Origin of the sequence: Micromonospora sp. NPDC047738 (assembly GCF_040642675.1) — a bacterium.
Lineage (GTDB): Bacteria > Actinomycetota > Actinomycetes > Mycobacteriales > Micromonosporaceae > Micromonospora.
The window spans coordinates 1-15,708 of record NZ_JBEYSO010000019.1; the positions used below are offsets into that span (position 1 = coordinate 1).

Annotated in this window: 11 protein-coding genes; 6 read left to right on the forward strand and 5 right to left on the reverse strand. The window is 71.7% G+C overall.

Annotated elements, in window-relative coordinates; translation table 11 throughout:
• Positions 1-89: 89 nt before the first annotated feature.
• From ABZ783_RS25115 to ABZ783_RS25130, 4 genes are all read right to left on the reverse strand, one after another.
• Positions 90-2,063, reverse strand: a complete 1,974-nt coding sequence (locus ABZ783_RS25115) for a zinc ribbon domain-containing protein (protein ID WP_357442131.1) — start codon at positions 2,061-2,063, stop codon at positions 90-92.
• On the reverse strand, positions 2,060-2,677 hold the full coding sequence (locus tag ABZ783_RS25120; RefSeq protein WP_357442132.1) for an IS607 family transposase: 618 nt from the start codon (positions 2,675-2,677) through the stop codon (positions 2,060-2,062). Before ABZ783_RS25120 ends, ABZ783_RS25115 begins: the two co-directional genes overlap by 4 nt.
• A 144-nt stretch (positions 2,678-2,821) precedes the next feature.
• Complete coding sequence (locus tag ABZ783_RS25125; protein ID WP_357442133.1) at positions 2,822-3,400, reverse strand: hypothetical protein; 579 nt, start codon at positions 3,398-3,400, stop codon at positions 2,822-2,824.
• A 172-nt stretch (positions 3,401-3,572) separates the two neighbouring features.
• Entirely contained in the window at positions 3,573-6,086 is a 2,514-nt protein-coding gene (locus ABZ783_RS25130; RefSeq protein WP_357442300.1) for a DEAD/DEAH box helicase, read from the reverse strand.
• Between the two features lie 168 nt (positions 6,087-6,254).
• Here ABZ783_RS25130 and ABZ783_RS25135 point away from each other — a divergent pair, with 168 nt between their 5' ends.
• The 6 genes from ABZ783_RS25135 to topA all read left to right on the forward strand — a co-directional run bounded on the left by ABZ783_RS25135 (position 6,255) and on the right by topA (position 14,162).
• Entirely contained in the window at positions 6,255-6,611 is a 357-nt protein-coding gene (locus ABZ783_RS25135) for an STAS domain-containing protein (protein ID WP_046565834.1), read from the forward strand.
• Positions 6,608-7,048 carry an ATP-binding protein gene (locus ABZ783_RS25140; RefSeq protein WP_198940586.1) on the forward strand — a complete coding sequence of 147 codons (441 nt, stop codon included), beginning with the start codon at positions 6,608-6,610 and terminating at the stop codon, positions 7,046-7,048. Before ABZ783_RS25135 ends, ABZ783_RS25140 begins: the two co-directional genes overlap by 4 nt.
• A gap of 318 nt (positions 7,049-7,366) precedes the next feature.
• Complete coding sequence (locus ABZ783_RS25145) at positions 7,367-9,751, forward strand: sodium-translocating pyrophosphatase (protein ID WP_357442134.1); 2,385 nt, start codon at positions 7,367-7,369, stop codon at positions 9,749-9,751.
• A 124-nt stretch (positions 9,752-9,875) separates the two neighbouring features.
• The gene (locus ABZ783_RS25150) at positions 9,876-10,415 is read left to right on the forward strand and encodes a hypothetical protein (protein ID WP_357442135.1); all 540 of its coding nucleotides are present in this window, start codon (positions 9,876-9,878) and stop codon (positions 10,413-10,415) included.
• Positions 10,406-11,014: a hypothetical protein gene (locus ABZ783_RS25155; RefSeq protein ID WP_357442136.1), complete on the forward strand. Its 609-nt coding sequence runs from the start codon at positions 10,406-10,408 to the stop codon at positions 11,012-11,014. Before ABZ783_RS25150 ends, ABZ783_RS25155 begins: the two co-directional genes overlap by 10 nt.
• A 325-nt stretch (positions 11,015-11,339) precedes the next feature.
• Positions 11,340-14,162, forward strand: a complete 2,823-nt coding sequence (gene topA / locus ABZ783_RS25160; protein ID WP_357442137.1) for a type I DNA topoisomerase — start codon at positions 11,340-11,342, stop codon at positions 14,160-14,162.
• 84 nt (positions 14,163-14,246) lie between these two features.
• Here topA and ABZ783_RS25165 read toward each other — a convergent pair whose 3' ends face one another.
• Positions 14,247-15,557, reverse strand: coding sequence for a D-arabinono-1,4-lactone oxidase (locus tag ABZ783_RS25165; protein ID WP_357442138.1), 1,311 nt, complete (start codon positions 15,555-15,557; stop codon positions 14,247-14,249).
• Positions 15,558-15,708: the final 151 nt, after the last annotated feature.

The following is a 15,708-nucleotide window of genomic DNA, read 5'->3' on the forward strand; positions in this document are numbered from 1 at the left end:
ACCTCCCAAGAAGCTGGCGACGTCAGCGGGCGACCGGACCACCATTTTCACGCCTGCGTGGCGTCCGGAACAGGTCGGAATGACTCTGATCAGCTGAGCGATCCTGAGTCGGATCGGGTTTCCGGGATCGTTTCCCATCGTGGTGGGGTCGCGTGGGCATTCAGGTGGAATCCTGCGCCCAGTGCGGCTCCTCGTGGCCGGTGGCCGGCGGTGGTGGGTGTGCTGATCGTGTTCACGCCCTGGTGCCGGTGGGCTGCGCGAGGCAGCCGGGTCCGGTCCGTTGGTGCGTGTCCCTCCGGACGCTTGCCCGCTCGACCATGGGGCCGAATGGGGGAGGGTGCCCTGCGTCGCCTGGGCGCGGGGCGTGAGGTGCGGGGCCGGGTGGGGCCGGTCTTCGACCGATCCCTCCGGCTGGCATTAGAGGTGCTGGGGGTGACGACGGCGCCGGCTTCGAGGGTGTCCACGACCGAGCGGACCAGCATCTCGCTGGTCTTGTCGGTGACGGTCTTGCCCTGATGGGTCAGGCCACGGGCGGCGATACGGCGCCAGGCGCCGTGGTCGCGGTCGCCTTGCCAGCCGCAACTGGTGTTGGGGCAGATGGCCCACTTCCAGCCGGCCACGGTCGGCTTGTCGGGGGCTTTTCGGTGCCGTAGCGGGCTCAGGCACTGTGGGCAGTGTTTGGACGTGTTTCGGGCGGGGACGGTGACTACGGCGACACCGTGCTCGGCGGCGAGGTGCCGCATGCGGTCGCTGATCTTTCCGCAGACCTGCTGGGACAGGCGCGTGTTCAGGGTGGCGCCCATGCCCCGTGCTTCCATCGACCGCAGGTCTTCCAGGTAGATGACGGTCGCCCGGGCGGAGATGGCCTGGTCGACGGCCCATCTGGCGGCGGCCCAGGCGAGCGCGTTGTTCAGGTTTTGGCGGCGCTGAGACACGAGGCGGATTTCGGAGCGCAGCACCTCGTGTTGCTCGGTCAGGTGCTCGTCGGGGCGGCCGCCGAGCAGCCGCGCGTAGTGGTCGGCCTTGGCGTGCAGCCGCTCGCTGTGGCGGCGCAGGCGGTGCTGCTCGGCCAGGACCCCGGCGGCCCGGAACTGAGCCCCAGCCCCCAGCGCGGTGATCCGGCCATCCTTATCCAGTCGCAGGGCTCCGGCGGACAACAGGGTGTTCACACCCCAGTCCACACCGAGCGCCACCGTGTGACCGGCGCGTCGGGCCTCCGGCACTGGGTGGCTGTATGCCAAATCGGCGTACACCGTGCCGCCTGCGATACGCAGGGTCGGCAAGTGCAACACCGCGCCCGGGGGAACCGTGGGCGGCAGGATGATCGGGCACTCGACCCATGTCCAGTCTCGATACGCTCGGGGATCTGGGCGGGTGGGCAACTGCAGGCGGAGCAAAACCCTGCCCCGGTTGGTCTCGCTGCGTTCGATGGTGGCCTGCTGCTTGTCACATGCGGCCAGCAGCAGCATCCGCGGGACCTTCGGGACGCCTTCGAGTTCGAAGACGTCAACCGGCAGCCGGCCATGCGCGGCACGGAACTTGACGACCTGTCGGGTTCGGCCTTCGATTAGACTCGATGGCAGATGCCTGCCGCCAGGGATCGACGCCCGAACGTGCTCCCACTCGGCGTGGGTGCGATGACGTGGTTCGGCCGGCCAGGTCGCCAGGACACCGGCGGTCACGTCGGCCCGCCATTTCACCGAGCGGAGAGCACGCCCCGCCTGTTCCTGCGCCATCCGCGCGATCCGGTCATTGACCTTCACACCCTCCGGGGCGGTGGCCCAGCCCAGGCGCCGCAGCGCCATCCACGCGTTCGATGGAAGCTTCCGGCCACCAGCGTCCACGCCGCAAGCGAGCACCTCCACGTCCGCGGTGTTCCAGTGCTCGCTGATCAGCGCACCCACCATGCCCGCCACCAGGTCGGCACACCAGCCGACCCGTTGCACAAGCACCCCCTGGGACAGGACCTCGCCGGTCTCCTCGTCCACACCCGCGCGCACCAGGCTGCGGGCGCACACGGTACGGCAGGCCCCGCCCTCGGCCAGCGGCAGCCTCCGGCTCACCGGTCGCTGGCCTGGCATTGCCCGGACTCGGCCAGCAGACGACGCCGGTTCTCCGCCGACCGCATCCCGTAAAGGCGCCCCGCGAACGTCGTGACCACCGAAACAAAGTCCTCCAGCAACTCCTCCCGTCCGCCGAGCTTCTTCGGATGGAGCACTTCCAGGGTGGCGCCGTGCACGGCCAGCAAGTGTTTGAGCCAGCCGACACCGAAGCGCGCAAGCCGGTCCTCATGCGTCACCCGCACCACGGTGACACTTCCGTCGGCGACGGCTCGCAGCAGCCGGTTCAGGCCAGGCCGGTCCTCCCGCAGGCCCGACGCCCGGTCACGGAACACCTTCACGACCTCGCCGGTGGACGTAGCCCGCAGCTCATACTCCTGCGCCTCCCACGAGGACTCCTGCCCACTGGAGTCAGAGACCCGCACGTACAAGCCCTCCAACCGAAGGCGTGCACCGCCGCCGGTGGAAACCTTCATCGCCTCGACATCGATCGAGGAGAACCGACGCTCACGGCCCACCCACGTCACCGGAATCTTCCCCGAATCAGCCCACAGACGAAGCGTCACCGGGTGAACACCAAGACGCTTTGCGGCCTTCGCAAGCCGAAGAAGTTCCACGCGATCATCCTATGATCAATGAGGATTCTTAATCAATTGGTCAGTTTGCTGGCCGCGCTGATCCCCGAGCCGCGGCTGGGCTGGGCGGTACGGGAGCACCCGGGCCGCCCAGCCCGACGTCGCTCGACAGCCGGCGAGGCGGCGTCAGCGGGACTGCAGGGCGTCCAGGCCGACCGCCATGGCGATGACGAGCCGCCGGTCGATCTGCGGGTGCTGGATGTCGACGACGTACCGGTCGCGCAGGCCCCACTTCTTGTCGACCGAGAACACCGGCTGGCCACCGGCGACGAAGTCGAAGTGGTACGGCAGCCAGGAGAGCGAGTCGACGAACCGGCGCAGCAGCGCCACCGGCATGCTGCGCTCCTGCCCGGTGATCGGCGGCAGGCCGGGCTGCTCCACGTGCCAGGTGGACCGCAGCAGCGACTGGGCGAAGTCCTTGCGGAACAGGCCGATCGGGGTGCCGGCGTGGTCCGTCACGTCGTACGTGGCGCCGAGGTCGAGCCGCTGGCGGGCCTTGAAGCCGAGCAGGGGGTGCTGCTTGGCGTCGTCGGTGTAGATGGTCACCTGCTCCTTGAACGCGAGCCGCTTCTGCTGCGCGAAAGCGAGCAGCTCGCCTTCCGAGCCGTCCGGGGCCATGGCGTGGACCTCGTACTGGTTGACCATCATCCGGATCCGCTGCCGGACGATGAACTGGTGCTGGGTCTGCAAGCGGTCGAGCTGCACGTGATCTCCTTCAATAAGCAACGCCGGAGTCTCGCACAGCTCGGCCCTCGGCGTCCGCCCTCGCCGGGAGCGGCTGCGCGAGATCGCCAGTGACCCGGTGATCGCCGGCGTCTCCACCCCTGGCGCCCGACCGGCTGTGGTCGACCGCCACGAGGAGGCCAGGGCCGACGGGTTACCGCTGACCAGCCGCCGACCGCTCGTCCTGCCGAGGAAGGCCCACCCCGACGCCGCCCCGGCTCCCACCGGCCGCCGTCTCGGGCACCGCCTCGGCACCCGACTCAGCCGCAACGGCAGGTGAGGCACCGGCCTCATCAGAGGATCCAGCGACCGCCGCCAGGTTGGCGAGCACCACGTCGAGGACCTTGACGGCGTCCGGCTTGGAGAGCGGGTTGTTGCCGTTGCCGCACTTCGGGGACTGGACGCAGGACGGGCACCCCGCCTCGCAGCCACACTCGGCGATCGCGTCCCGGGTGGCGCGCAGCCAGGCCGCCGCCGTCCCGTACGCGCGCTCGGCGAAGCCCGCGCCGCCCGGGTGGCCGTCGTAGACGAAGACGGTGGGGGCCTCGGTGTCCGGGTGGACGGCGGTGGACAGGCCGCCGATGTCCCAGCGGTCGCAGGTAGCCATGAGCGGCAGCAGACCGATCGCGGCGTGCTCGGCGGCGTGCAGCGCGCCCGGGACGTCGGCGGCCTCGATCCCCGCTGCCGCCAGGGACTCGGGGGACAGGGTGAACCAGACGGCGACGGTGCGCAGTTCCCGGGCCGGCAGGTCCAGCGGCCGGGTGTCGATCACCTCGCCGGTGGCGATCCGCCGCCGCTGGTACGACACCACCTGGCTGGTCACGTCGACCTCGCCGAGGAAGAGCCCGACCGGCCCGGCGTCCACGTACGACCGGACCGACACCACGGACAGCGAGGTGGCGTCCCGGGCGTGGGTGGACCAGTCCGGCTCCTCGGCGTGCACCAGCGCGCACCCGTCCGCCAGGTCGAGCGCGTCGACCACGTACGAGACGCCCTGGTGCAGGTAGACCGCCCCGGAATGGAGGAGGAAGTGTGCGGAGCTGCCGTCGACCGTGCCGAGCAGCCGTCCGGTGGACTCCTCCACCACGCAGACCGGTGCCCCGTTCTCGCCGCGCAGGTCCACCTCGGGCCGCTCCCGGTGCCGCCAGTACCAGCCGGTCGGCCGCTGCCGCAGCGCCCCAGCGGCCACCAGGTCCTCGATCGCCTCCTTCGCGCCCTCCCCGAAGAGTTCCAGGTCGGCCGGGGTGAGCGGGGCCTCGAAGGCGGCGCAGGCGAGCTGTGGGGCGAGCACGTACGGGTTGGCCGGGTCGAGCACGGTCGCCTCGACGGGCCGCCCGAACAGCGCCTCGGGGTGGTGCACCAGGTAGGTGTCGAGCGGGTCGTCCCGGGCCACCAGCACCGCGAGTGCCTCGTCGCCGGAGCGTCCGGCCCGGCCGGCCTGCTGCCAGAGTGACGCCCGGGTGCCCGGCCAGCCGCAGATCAGCACCGCGTCCAGGCCGACCAGGTCGACGCCGAGTTCGAGGGCGTTGGTGGAGGCGAGCCCGAGGAGGTCGCCGTGCAGCAGGGCGCGTTCCAGCTCGCGCCGTTCCTCGCGCAGGTAACCGGCTCGGTAGGCGGCCACCCGGTCGCCGAGCCCGGGCACCGCCTCGTCCAGGGCGCGTCGGGCGTTGGCGGCGACCACCTCGGCACCGCGTCGGGACCGGACGAAGGCGAGGGTGCGGACCCCCTCGACGATGCTGTCGGCGAGCAGGTCGGCGGTCTCCCGCAGCGCGGAGCGGCGGACCGGGGCGAGGTCGGCGACATCGGAGGACGTATCCGAGGGGAGAAGCGGCGGCTCCCACAGCGCGAAGGTCACCCCGCCGCGCGGCGAGGTGTCCTCGGTGACGGCCGCGACCGGCAGCCCGGTGAGCCGCCCGGCCGTCGTCGCCGGGTCGCCCGACGTCGCCGAGGCCAGCACGAACACGGGAGTGTTACCGAAGCGGGCGCACTGTCGGCGTAGCCGGCGCAGCACGTGCGCCACGTGCGAGCCGAACACGCCCCGGTAGGTGTGGCACTCGTCGACCACGACGTACGCGAGCCGGCGCAGGAACCCGGACCAGTTCGCGTGCCCGGGCAGGATGCCGTGGTGCAGCATGTCCGGGTTGGTCAGCACGAACCGGGAGTGCCGCCGGATCCATTCGCGTTCGGCGCGCGGGGTGTCCCCGTCGTAGCAGGCGGGGCGTACCCCCTCCAGTTCGAGGCCGGCGACGGCGCGTAACTGGTCGGCGGCGAGTGCCTTGGTCGGAGCCAGGTAGAGCACGGTGGCACGGGGGTCGGCGAGCAGCGTGCCCAGCGCCGGAAGCTGGTACGCCAGCGACTTGCCGGACGCCGTGCCGGTGGCCACCACCACGTGCGTCCCGGCGTACGCCAGCTCGGCGGCCTCGGCCTGATGCCGCCACGGGGCGGTGACGCCGCGCCGGGCGAACGCCGCCCGCAGCTCCTCGGGGGCCCATGCCGGCCACGGCGCCGGCTCCCCGGCCCGGGCCGGCACCCGCTCGACGTGGGTGACCGGGTCGGCGGAGTGCCGGGCGCGCAGCCGGTGCAGCAGCTCGGCGGGCGGTCGCCCGGGGCCGCTGCTCGCGGACACGGTGGCTGCGGACGACGGCTTCTGGTCGTGGCGCGGCGGCACACGCGCCGAGCTGAAGCTGTCGTAGGTCACGGCCTGCACCTTCCGAACACGATCGGGAAATGAAACGCGGGGGGCCTGGGTAAGGGGGTTGAGCCTCGGCCGGTGACCCACCGGGGCGTTCGGGCGGGGATGGTTAGATGCCGTGGAGAGCTTACCGAGGAGGGACCGATGGAGCTGTCGCTGGCGACCCGCGCCGTGGGGGAGCACACGGTGCTCGAGGTCGGCGGTGAGGTGGACGTCTACACGGCGCCTCGCCTGCGGGAACGGCTCCTCGAACTGATCGACGGCGGGGCCCGCCGGGTCGTGGTGGACCTGGGCCGGGTGGACTTCCTCGACTCGACCGGGCTCGGCGTGCTGGTCGGCGCCCTGAAGCGGCTCCGCTCGGCGGGCGGCTCCTTCGCCCTGGTCTGCGACAAGGAGCCGCTACTCAAGATCTTCCGGATCACCGCGCTGGACCAGGTCTTCCCGCTGCATCCCACGGTCGACGCGGCGATCAGCGCCGATCCGACCGGCGCCGGCGCATGATGGCGACCGTCAAGCTCTCCTTCTCGCCCGCCCCGGTGCACGTGCGCACCGCCCGCCTGGTCGGCGTCGCGGTGGCCCGCCGGGCCGGCGTACGGGAGGACCTGCTCGACGAGGTGCGCCTGGCGATCGGCGAGGCGTGCACCCGGGCGGTGGCCCTGCACCGGCAGTACGGCCTGGCCGATCCGGTGCTGGTGGAGATGTCCGACAACGGGGCGTATTCGGTCCGGGTGGTGGACCGGGCCCCGATCGAGGCGGGCATCGGTCTCGCCGCGCTGCCCCCGGACGAGCTGGCCAAGGAGTCGCTCAGCGAGGACGCACTGACCACCGGTGTCGGCTTCGCCCTGCTCGCCGGCTTCGTGGAGGACCTGCAGGTGCGCCCGGTCGAGGAGGGCGTCGGCACCGAGGTCCGGATGGTCTGGCCGGTCGGCCGCTCCTGACGTTCGCACCCCCGCAGGCCGCGTTCCCGCCCAGGGAACGCGGCCTCGTCGTGCTGGCCGCCCCATATATCAGATTTTTTCGCATAGCACAGCGACGAAGATCATCGCGAAAGGGTGCCCCCTCGGTGTGAGCCGCAACACGTCGGAGGGCTACAGTACCCGGGTTGTCAGCAAGTGATCCGTCCCGCAGCCAGCGGGAATGGGTGTTCATCGCTGGTCCGCCGGGGTGGGTTGGCGCGCGCTTGCGAGTCCGCATCCAGGCGTCGGTCCGTGCGTCTCCACGGATCGGCGCGAGTTGTTCGGTACAGGAGGACATAGATGTCCGGGACCTTGGCCGCCGACGGCGGCGCACTGTCCCTTACCGGAGCCAACGTGACGTACGTCGTCATCGCCGCGGTCATCGCGCTGGTGGCGCTCGTCTTCGCGGCCGCCCTGACCAGGGCGGTGCTGGCAGCCGGTACGGGAACCACCAACATGCAGGAGATCTCCGGGGCGGTGCAGGAGGGCGCGTCCGCGTACCTGCTGCGGCAGTTCCGCACCCTGGCGATCTTCGTGGTGATCGCCGTCGTGCTGCTGTTCCTGCTGCCGGTGCACGACACCGACGGCAACCAGACCCTGGTGAAGATCGGCCGGTCGGCGTTCTTCGTGGTGGGCGCCCTGTTCAGCGCGTTCATCGGCGGCGCCGGCATGTGGCTGGCCACCCGGGCCAACCTGCGGGTCGCCGCGGCCGCGCGGGAGCGCGAAGGCGGGCGCGAGAGCGCCATGAAGATCGCCTTCCGCACCGGCGGCGTGGTCGGCTTCCTCACCGTGGGCCTCGGCCTGTTCGGTGCGGCGCTGGTCGTCCTGCTCTACAAGGGCGACGCCCCGACCGTGCTGGAGGGCTTCGGCTTCGGCGCCGCGCTGCTCGCCATGTTCATGCGGGTCGGCGGCGGCATCTTCACCAAGGCCGCCGACGTCGGCGCCGACCTGGTCGGCAAGGTCGAGCAGGGCATCCCCGAGGACGACCCGCGCAACGCCGCGACCATCGCCGACAACGTGGGCGACAACGTGGGCGACTGCGCCGGGATGGCCGCCGACCTGTTCGAGTCGTACGCGGTCACCCTGGTCGCCGCGCTGATCCTGGGCCGGGCCGCGTTCGGCAACGAGGGCCTGGTCCTGCCGCTGATCATCTCGACCATCGGCGTGCTGGTGGCGATCGTCGGCGTCTTCATCACCCGGCTGCGCGCCTCCGACCGCAACGGGCTGACCGCGATCAACCGGGCCTTCTACCTGTCCGCCCTGGTCTCCGCGGTGCTGGTGGCGATCGCCGTGTTCGGCTACCTGAAGCCGACCTGGGCGGACCTGCTCGGCGACAACTGGCGGGCGGCGCTCAACGTCACCGACGGCGAGCCGCCGTTCGGCCCCCGCGGGCTGGCCATCGGCGCGGTGGTGATCGGCATCGTGCTGGCCGCCGCGATCCAGGCGCTCACCGGCTACTTCACCGAGACCAACCGGCGCCCGGTGCAGGACATCGGCAAGAGCTCGCAGACCGGTGCGGCCACCGTCATCCTCGCCGGCATCAGCGTCGGCCTGGAGTCGGCGGTCTACTCGGCGCTGCTGATCGGCGCCGGCGTGTTCGGCGCGTTCCTGCTCGGCGGCAGCTCCATCACGCTGTCGCTGTTCGCCGTCGCGCTGGCCGGCACCGGCCTGCTCACCACCGTCGGCGTGATTGTCGCCATGGACACCTTCGGGCCGATCTCCGACAACGCCCAGGGCGTGGCCGAGATGTCCGGCGACATCGACGAGCACGGCGCGCGGACGCTGACCGAGCTGGACGCGGTCGGCAACACCACCAAGGCGATCACCAAGGGCATCGCCATCGCCACCGCGGTCCTGGCCGCGACCGCGCTGTTCGGCTCGTACACCGACACGCTGAAGACCGCGTTCGGCGACGCGAAGGTGGAGAACGTCGAGAACGCCATCACCAACCTGCTGAACGTGGCCAACCCGCGCAACCTGGTCGGCCTGATCGTCGGCGCGGCGGTGGTCTTCCTCTTCTCCGGCCTGGCCATCAACGCGGTCTCCCGCTCGGCCGGCGCCGTGGTGATGGAGGTACGCCGGCAGTTCCGCGAGCTGCCCGGGATCATGGACCGCACCCAGCGCCCCGAGTACGGCAAGGTGGTCGACATCTGCACCCGGGACGCGCAGCGCGAGCTGATGACCCCCGGCCTGCTGGCGATCATGGCGCCGATCGCGGTCGGCTTCGGCCTCGGCCCCGGCGCGCTGGCGTCGTACCTGGCCGGTGCCATCGGGGCGGGCACGCTGATGGCGGTCTTCCTGGCCAACTCCGGCGGCGCCTGGGACAACGGCAAGAAGCTGGTGGAGGACGGCGCCTACGGCGGCAAGGGCTCCGAGTCGCACGCCGCCACCGTCATCGGCGACACCGTCGGCGACCCGTTCAAGGACACCGCCGGTCCGGCGATCAACCCGCTGATCAAGGTGATGAACCTGGTCTCGCTGCTGATCGCGCCGGCCGTGGTGGCCTGGAGCGTGGGCGAGGACAAGAACACCGGCCTGCGGATCACGATCGCCGTGGTGGCCGCGCTGGTCATCGTGGCGGCCGTGGTGTTCAGCAAGCGCAAGGGCGTCGCCATGGGCGACTCCGACCGCGACGGCGACGCCGCGGGCAGCCCGGAGGAGCGGGCGGAGCCGGTCCGCGCCTGAGCGGGTACGAACTGGTGCCGGTTCCCGGTCGGCCTCGCGCCGGCCGGGAACCGGTCCGTTCGGAGGTCCCGGGCCGGAAACCTGACCGGTGGCACTTCCACCGGGAGGCCGTACGCTGCTTCGCATGCGTACCCGCGGGGCGGCAACCGCCGGAAAGCTCACGGTGGTCCTGGCCACGCTCAGCCTCGCCGTCGCCGGGTGCGGCGGTCCCAGCCCCCGGGCCTGGGCCGCGTCGGTCTGCCAGGCGCTCACCCCGTGGCGCGCGGAGATCAACAAGCTGACCAGCAGCACCCAGCAGCAGATGACCGCGCAGACCACCCCGGCGCAGGCCAAGGAGAACCTGGTCCGCCTCTTCGCCGGGGCCGAGCAGGCCAGCGAGACCGCCCGACGCAAGGTCGAGCAGGCCGGCGTGCCGGAGACCGACCACGGCGAGGAGATCTCCGCCGGGTTCCGCGCCTCGCTGAGCAAGATGCGGGACGCGTACGGCCGGGCCCGGGGCACCATCGACGGGCTGGACACCGCGCAGGCCGGGCCCTTCTACGACGGGGTGCGGGCCGCGGTGGACACGCTCAACAAGGAGTACGACGCGAGCGCGCTGGACACCAGCAAGCTCAACTCGTCCGAGCTCAAAGAGGCCTTCGACGAGGTCCCGGAGTGTCGCTGACGCACCCTCCCCCCGACCCGGTCCGCCAGCCCTCGCTGTTCTCCACCGAGGCGGCGGACCCGGCCCTGGCGGACCTGGCCGGTCTGCTCGCCGGACCGGGAGAGGTGGTGCGGATGGGCGGTACCGCCCGGGTCTCGGTGGTGGTGGACGCCGCCTGGCGGGTGCACGCGCTGGTGGCCGAGCTGGCGGCGCGGCGCGTGCCGGCGAGCTGGGAGCCGACCGAGGACGGGCGGCACCTGGTGCGCACCGCGTACGCGACCACGCTGGCCCCGCTCGCCACGGTCTGGCTGCGCGGCACGACGAAGCAGGTCCCGGCCGGCTTCCACCTCAACGGGCGCCGGCTGCGGCTCTGGCTCGCCGCCGCCGGGGCGGTCGACCCGGCCGGCTGCCAGCTCGGCCTGGGCCCGGCCGACGAGGAGTGCTGGCCCCGGGTACGCGCCGCGCTGGCCGCGGTGGGGCTGCCGGCGGCGTTCGTGGAGCCGGCCGACGGCGGACCCGCGTACCGGATCGCCGGCCGGCGGCGGATGGCCCGGCTGGCCGAGCTGGTGGGTGACCGCCCACCGGCGGCGCCGGCGGCCGGATGGCCGGCCGCCGGCTGAACCGGTGGCGCGCAACCCCGCCGGCTGTCCGATCCCGGACACCTCCGCGCGGTCGTTCGCACAGGAAAACGGAGGGTGCCTCCTCCGCCGTGGGTGCGTGATCGTCACAGTGACCCACTCGACGCCCTACCCACGGTGTACGGTGGCGCCGTTCGGCGGGTGCCGCCGCGCGAACCGGCCGGTGGGTCGCCCGAACTGAGTGTTTGCGGCCCACGAAACCCGGACCGCGGACGGCGCGTTACGTTGGACATCCGGACCACCGGTCGTCCGGGCGTGCAATGCGGCCCGAAACGGGCATAGAGCAGGAGTGAGGTCGGAGAGAGACGTGCCGAGCAACGCTGGAACCACCCGTCTGGTCATCGTCGAGTCACCGGCGAAGGCCAAGACGATCTCGGGCTACCTCGGCCCGGGGTACGTCGTGGAGGCCAGCTTCGGCCACGTCCGGGACCTGCCCCGCAACGCCGCCGACGTGCCGGCCAAGTACAAGGGCGAAGCGTGGGCGCGGCTCGGCGTGGACGTCGACAACGGCTTCCACGCGCTCTACGTGGTCTCGCCGGACCGCAAGCAGCAGATCAGCAAGCTGACCAAGCTGGCCAAGGAGGTCGACGAGATCTTCCTGGCGACGGACGAGGACCGCGAGGGCGAGGCGATCGCCTGGCACCTGGTGGAGACGCTCAAGCCCAAGGTGCCGGTCAAGCGGATGGTCTTCCACGAGATCACCAAGCCGGCCATCCAGGCCGCGGTGGCCAACCCTCGGGAGATCGACCGCGACCTGGTCGACGCGCAGGAGGCCCGGCGCATCCTGGACCGGCTGTACGGCTACGAGGTCTCCCCGGTGCTGTGGAAGAAGGTCATGCCGAAGCTCTCGGCGGGCCGGGTGCAGTCCGTGGCGACCCGGATCGTGGTCGAGCGGGAGCGGCAGCGGATGGCCTTCCGCACCGCGGAATACTGGGACATCCTGGCCACCCTCGCGGTGGCGAACCCCGGCGAGGGGCCACGGGCGTTCAACGCCACCCTGATCGCGCTGAACGGCGACCGGATCGCCACCGGCAAGGACTTCGAGCCGACCACCGGCCGGGTCCGGGCCGGCGCGGGCGTGGTGCACCTCGACGAGGGCGGGGCCAGGGGACTGGCGGCCCGCCTGGAGGGGCGGCCGTTCACCGTCACCCGGGTCGAGGAGAAGCCCTATCGGCGCCGCCCATACGCGCCGTTCATCACCTCCACGCTGCAGCAGGAGGCGGCCCGCAAGCTGCGGTTCTCGTCCCAGCAGACGATGCGCACCGCGCAGCGGCTGTACGAGAACGGCTACATCACCTATATGCGTACCGACTCGGTGAACCTGTCGGAGACCGCCGTCGCGGCGGCCCGCCGGCAGATCGTCGAGCTGTACGGCGAGCGCAGCGTGCCGCCGGAGCCGCGCCGCTACACCGGCAAGGTGAAGAACGCGCAGGAGGCGCACGAGGCGATCCGCCCCGCGGGGGACAACTTCCGCACCCCGGGCGAGGTGGCCAAGGAGCTGTCCGCCGAGGAGTTCAAGCTCTACGAGCTGATCTGGCGGCGCACCATCGCCTCGCAGATGACCGACGCGGTCGGCTCCAGCGTCTCGGTGCGGATCCGCGCGGTCTCCGCCGCACAGGAGGAGGCCGACTTCGGGGCGACCGGCAAGACCATCACCGACCCCGGTTTCCTGCGCGCCTACGTGGAGTCGAGCGACGACGAGAACGCCGAGGCCGAGGACGCCGAGCGGCGGCTGCCCACCCTGGTCAAGGACCAGCCGCTGACCGCCGAGGAGCTGGCCGCGCAGGGCCACCACACCCAGCCGCCCGCCCGCTACACGGAGGCGTCGCTGGTCAAGGCGCTGGAGGAGCTGGGCATCGGCCGCCCGTCGACGTACGCGTCGATCATGCAGACCATCCAGGACCGCGGGTACGTCGTCAAGCGCGGCCAGGCGATGATCCCGTCGTTCCTGGCGTTCGCGGTGATCGGGCTGATGGAGCGGCACTACCCGCGCCTGATCGACTACGACTTCACCGCCAGCATGGAGAACGAGCTGGACGAGATCGCCGGCGGCGACCACGCCGCGGTCGACTTTCTCACCGCGTTCTACTTCGGCAGCGCCAACGGCGCCGGCGACCGGGACATCGCCCACGCCGGTGGCCTCAAGAAGCTGGTGACGGAGAACCTCAGCGAGATCGACGCGCGCAGCGTCAACTCGATCCCGCTCTTCACCGACGAGGAGGGGCGCGAGGTCGTCGTCCGGGTCGGCCGGTACGGGCCGTACCTCCAGCGGGCCCTGCCGGGCGAGCAGCCCGCACCCACCGGTGAGGGCGAGGAGGGCGGCGCCCAGGGCGACCGGGCGCCGATCCCCGAGGGGCTGGCGCCGGACGAGCTGACCCCGGAGAAGGTGCACGAGCTGTTCCTCGGCGGCGCGGGCGAGCGAAAGCTCGGCGACGACCCGGCCACCGGCGAGCCGATCGTGCTGAAGTCCGGCCGGTTCGGCCCGTACGTGGCCAGCGGCGAGCGGAAGTCCTCGCTGCTGCGGTCGCAGTCGCCGGAGACGCTCACCTTCGACGAGGCGCTGAAGCTGCTCAGCCTGCCCCGGCTCGTGGGGGTGGCCCCGGACGGGGTCGAGGTGTTCGCCAACAACGGCCGCTACGGCCCGTACGTCAAGCGTGGTGACGAGTTCCGCTCGCTGGACTCGGAAGAGAAGATGTTCACCGTCACGCTGGACGAGGCGCTCGCGCTGCTGGCCGCCCCGAAGACCCGCCAGCGCCGGGCCGCCGCGCCGCCGCTGCGGGAGATGGGCGCCGACCCGCTCACCGAGAAGCCGCTGGTGATCAAGGATGGGCGGTTCGGGCCGTACGTCACCGACGGGGAGACCAACGCGTCGCTGCGGCGCGGGCAGACCCCGGAGGCGCTGACCCTGGAGGAAGCCTCCGAGATGCTCGCCGAGAAGCGGGCGAAGGGTCCGGCGCCGAAGAAGGCGGCGGCGAAGAAGGCGGCCCCGGCCAAGAAGGCGGCGGCGAAGAAGACCGCCGCCGCCAAGTCCACCGCCGCGAAGAAGACGACGACCGCCAAGGCCACCGCGGCCAAGAAGGCCCCGGCGAAGAAGGCCGCCCCCCGGAAAGCATCCACCTCCACGGAGTGACCTGTCGCCGCCGGCTACGGACCTGATCTCGGGAACGATTCACGCGGCGGGTGATCCGCCGATGTCATCAGGTCCGTAGCGGGTTCAGTCGCCGAGGATCTGGTTCAGGTAGGGGTTGGCGAAGCGGCGGTCGGGGTCGAGGCGGTCGCGGACGGCCAGGAAGTCGGCGAACCGCGGGTACGCGGGCGCGAGCGACGCCGCGTCCCGGTAGTGCAGCTTGCCCCAGTGCGGCCGTCCGCCCAGTTCCGTGGCCACCTCCTCGAAGGCCCGGAAGTAGGGCTCGAAGGGCATGCCCACGTACTGGTGGATGGCGAGGTACGCCGAGTCCCGTCCGTATCCGTGGGAGAGCCAGATGTCGTCGGCGGCGGTGAACCGCACCTCGACCGGGAAGAGCACCTTGAACGGCAGGTTGTCCACGATGCGCCGCAGCGCGTCCAGCGCGGCCGGCAGGACGGCGCGGGGCAGGGCATACTCCATCTCCACGAAGCGGACCCGGCGTGGCGTGCAGAAGACCCGGTCGGAGCGACCGGTGTAGGTGCGTTCGGTGAGCGCCCGAGCGGAGACGGCGCTGATCCCGGGGGCCAGCGCCGGCACGGCGCGGCCCAGCCGGCAGGCCCCGGCGAACACGGTGTTGGCCAGGAACTCGTCGTCCAGCCAGCCTCGCCAGCGGGGCAGCGGCCGGTCGTCGGCGGGCACCCGGTCGTTGGTCTTGACCTGCACCCGGGCGGTGTACGGGAACCAGTAGAACTCGACGTGGTCCTGCTGTTCGACGAGCCCGGGCAGGTCGGCGAGCACTGCGGACAGCGCCGCCGGCCGTTCGTGCGCGCGGAGCACGAAGGCGTCGACGCAGCGCAGGGTGACCTCGACCAGCACGCCGACCGCGCCGAGCCCGACGCGGGCGGCGGCGAAGACGTCGCGGTGCTCGTCGGCGGAGCAGCGCAGCACCTCCCCGGTGCCGGTGACCAGGGTCAGCCCGGTGACGAAGGTGGACAGGCAGCCGAGTTTCGCGCCGGTGCCGTGGGTGCCGGTGGCGAGCGCCCCGGCCACGGTCTGCGCGTCGATGTCGCCGAGATTGGGCAGCGCCAGTCCGTGGGTGGCGAGTAGGTCGTTGAGCGTGTGCAGAGTCATCCCGGCCGGTACGGTGACCAGTCGGCGGGTGGTGTCGACGGTGACGCCGGTGTCCAGTTCGGTCAGTTCGAGCCGGTGCCCGTCGGTGAAGGCCGTCCCGGTGAACGAGTGCCCGCTGCCCACCGCCCGGATCGTCCGGCCGGCGTCGGCGGCGGCGCGGATCGCCGCGGCGACCTCGTCGACGGTCCGGGGGCGCGCCACCAGGGTGGCGGTGCTGCGCTGGTTGCCGGCCCAGTTGGACCAGGCGGGTGGTGGCGTACCGGCCATGGACGCTCCTCGACATGAATATGAACTGACTTCATATCAGGAACGTTGTGCCTGGTAAATACCGCAAACGCGACACGCTCGTTGTACCGGTAGTCACGGTCTCGTGACTTGTAGATATGTTCTTCCGTCGAAGGGGGGTGGCGCCGAGTGT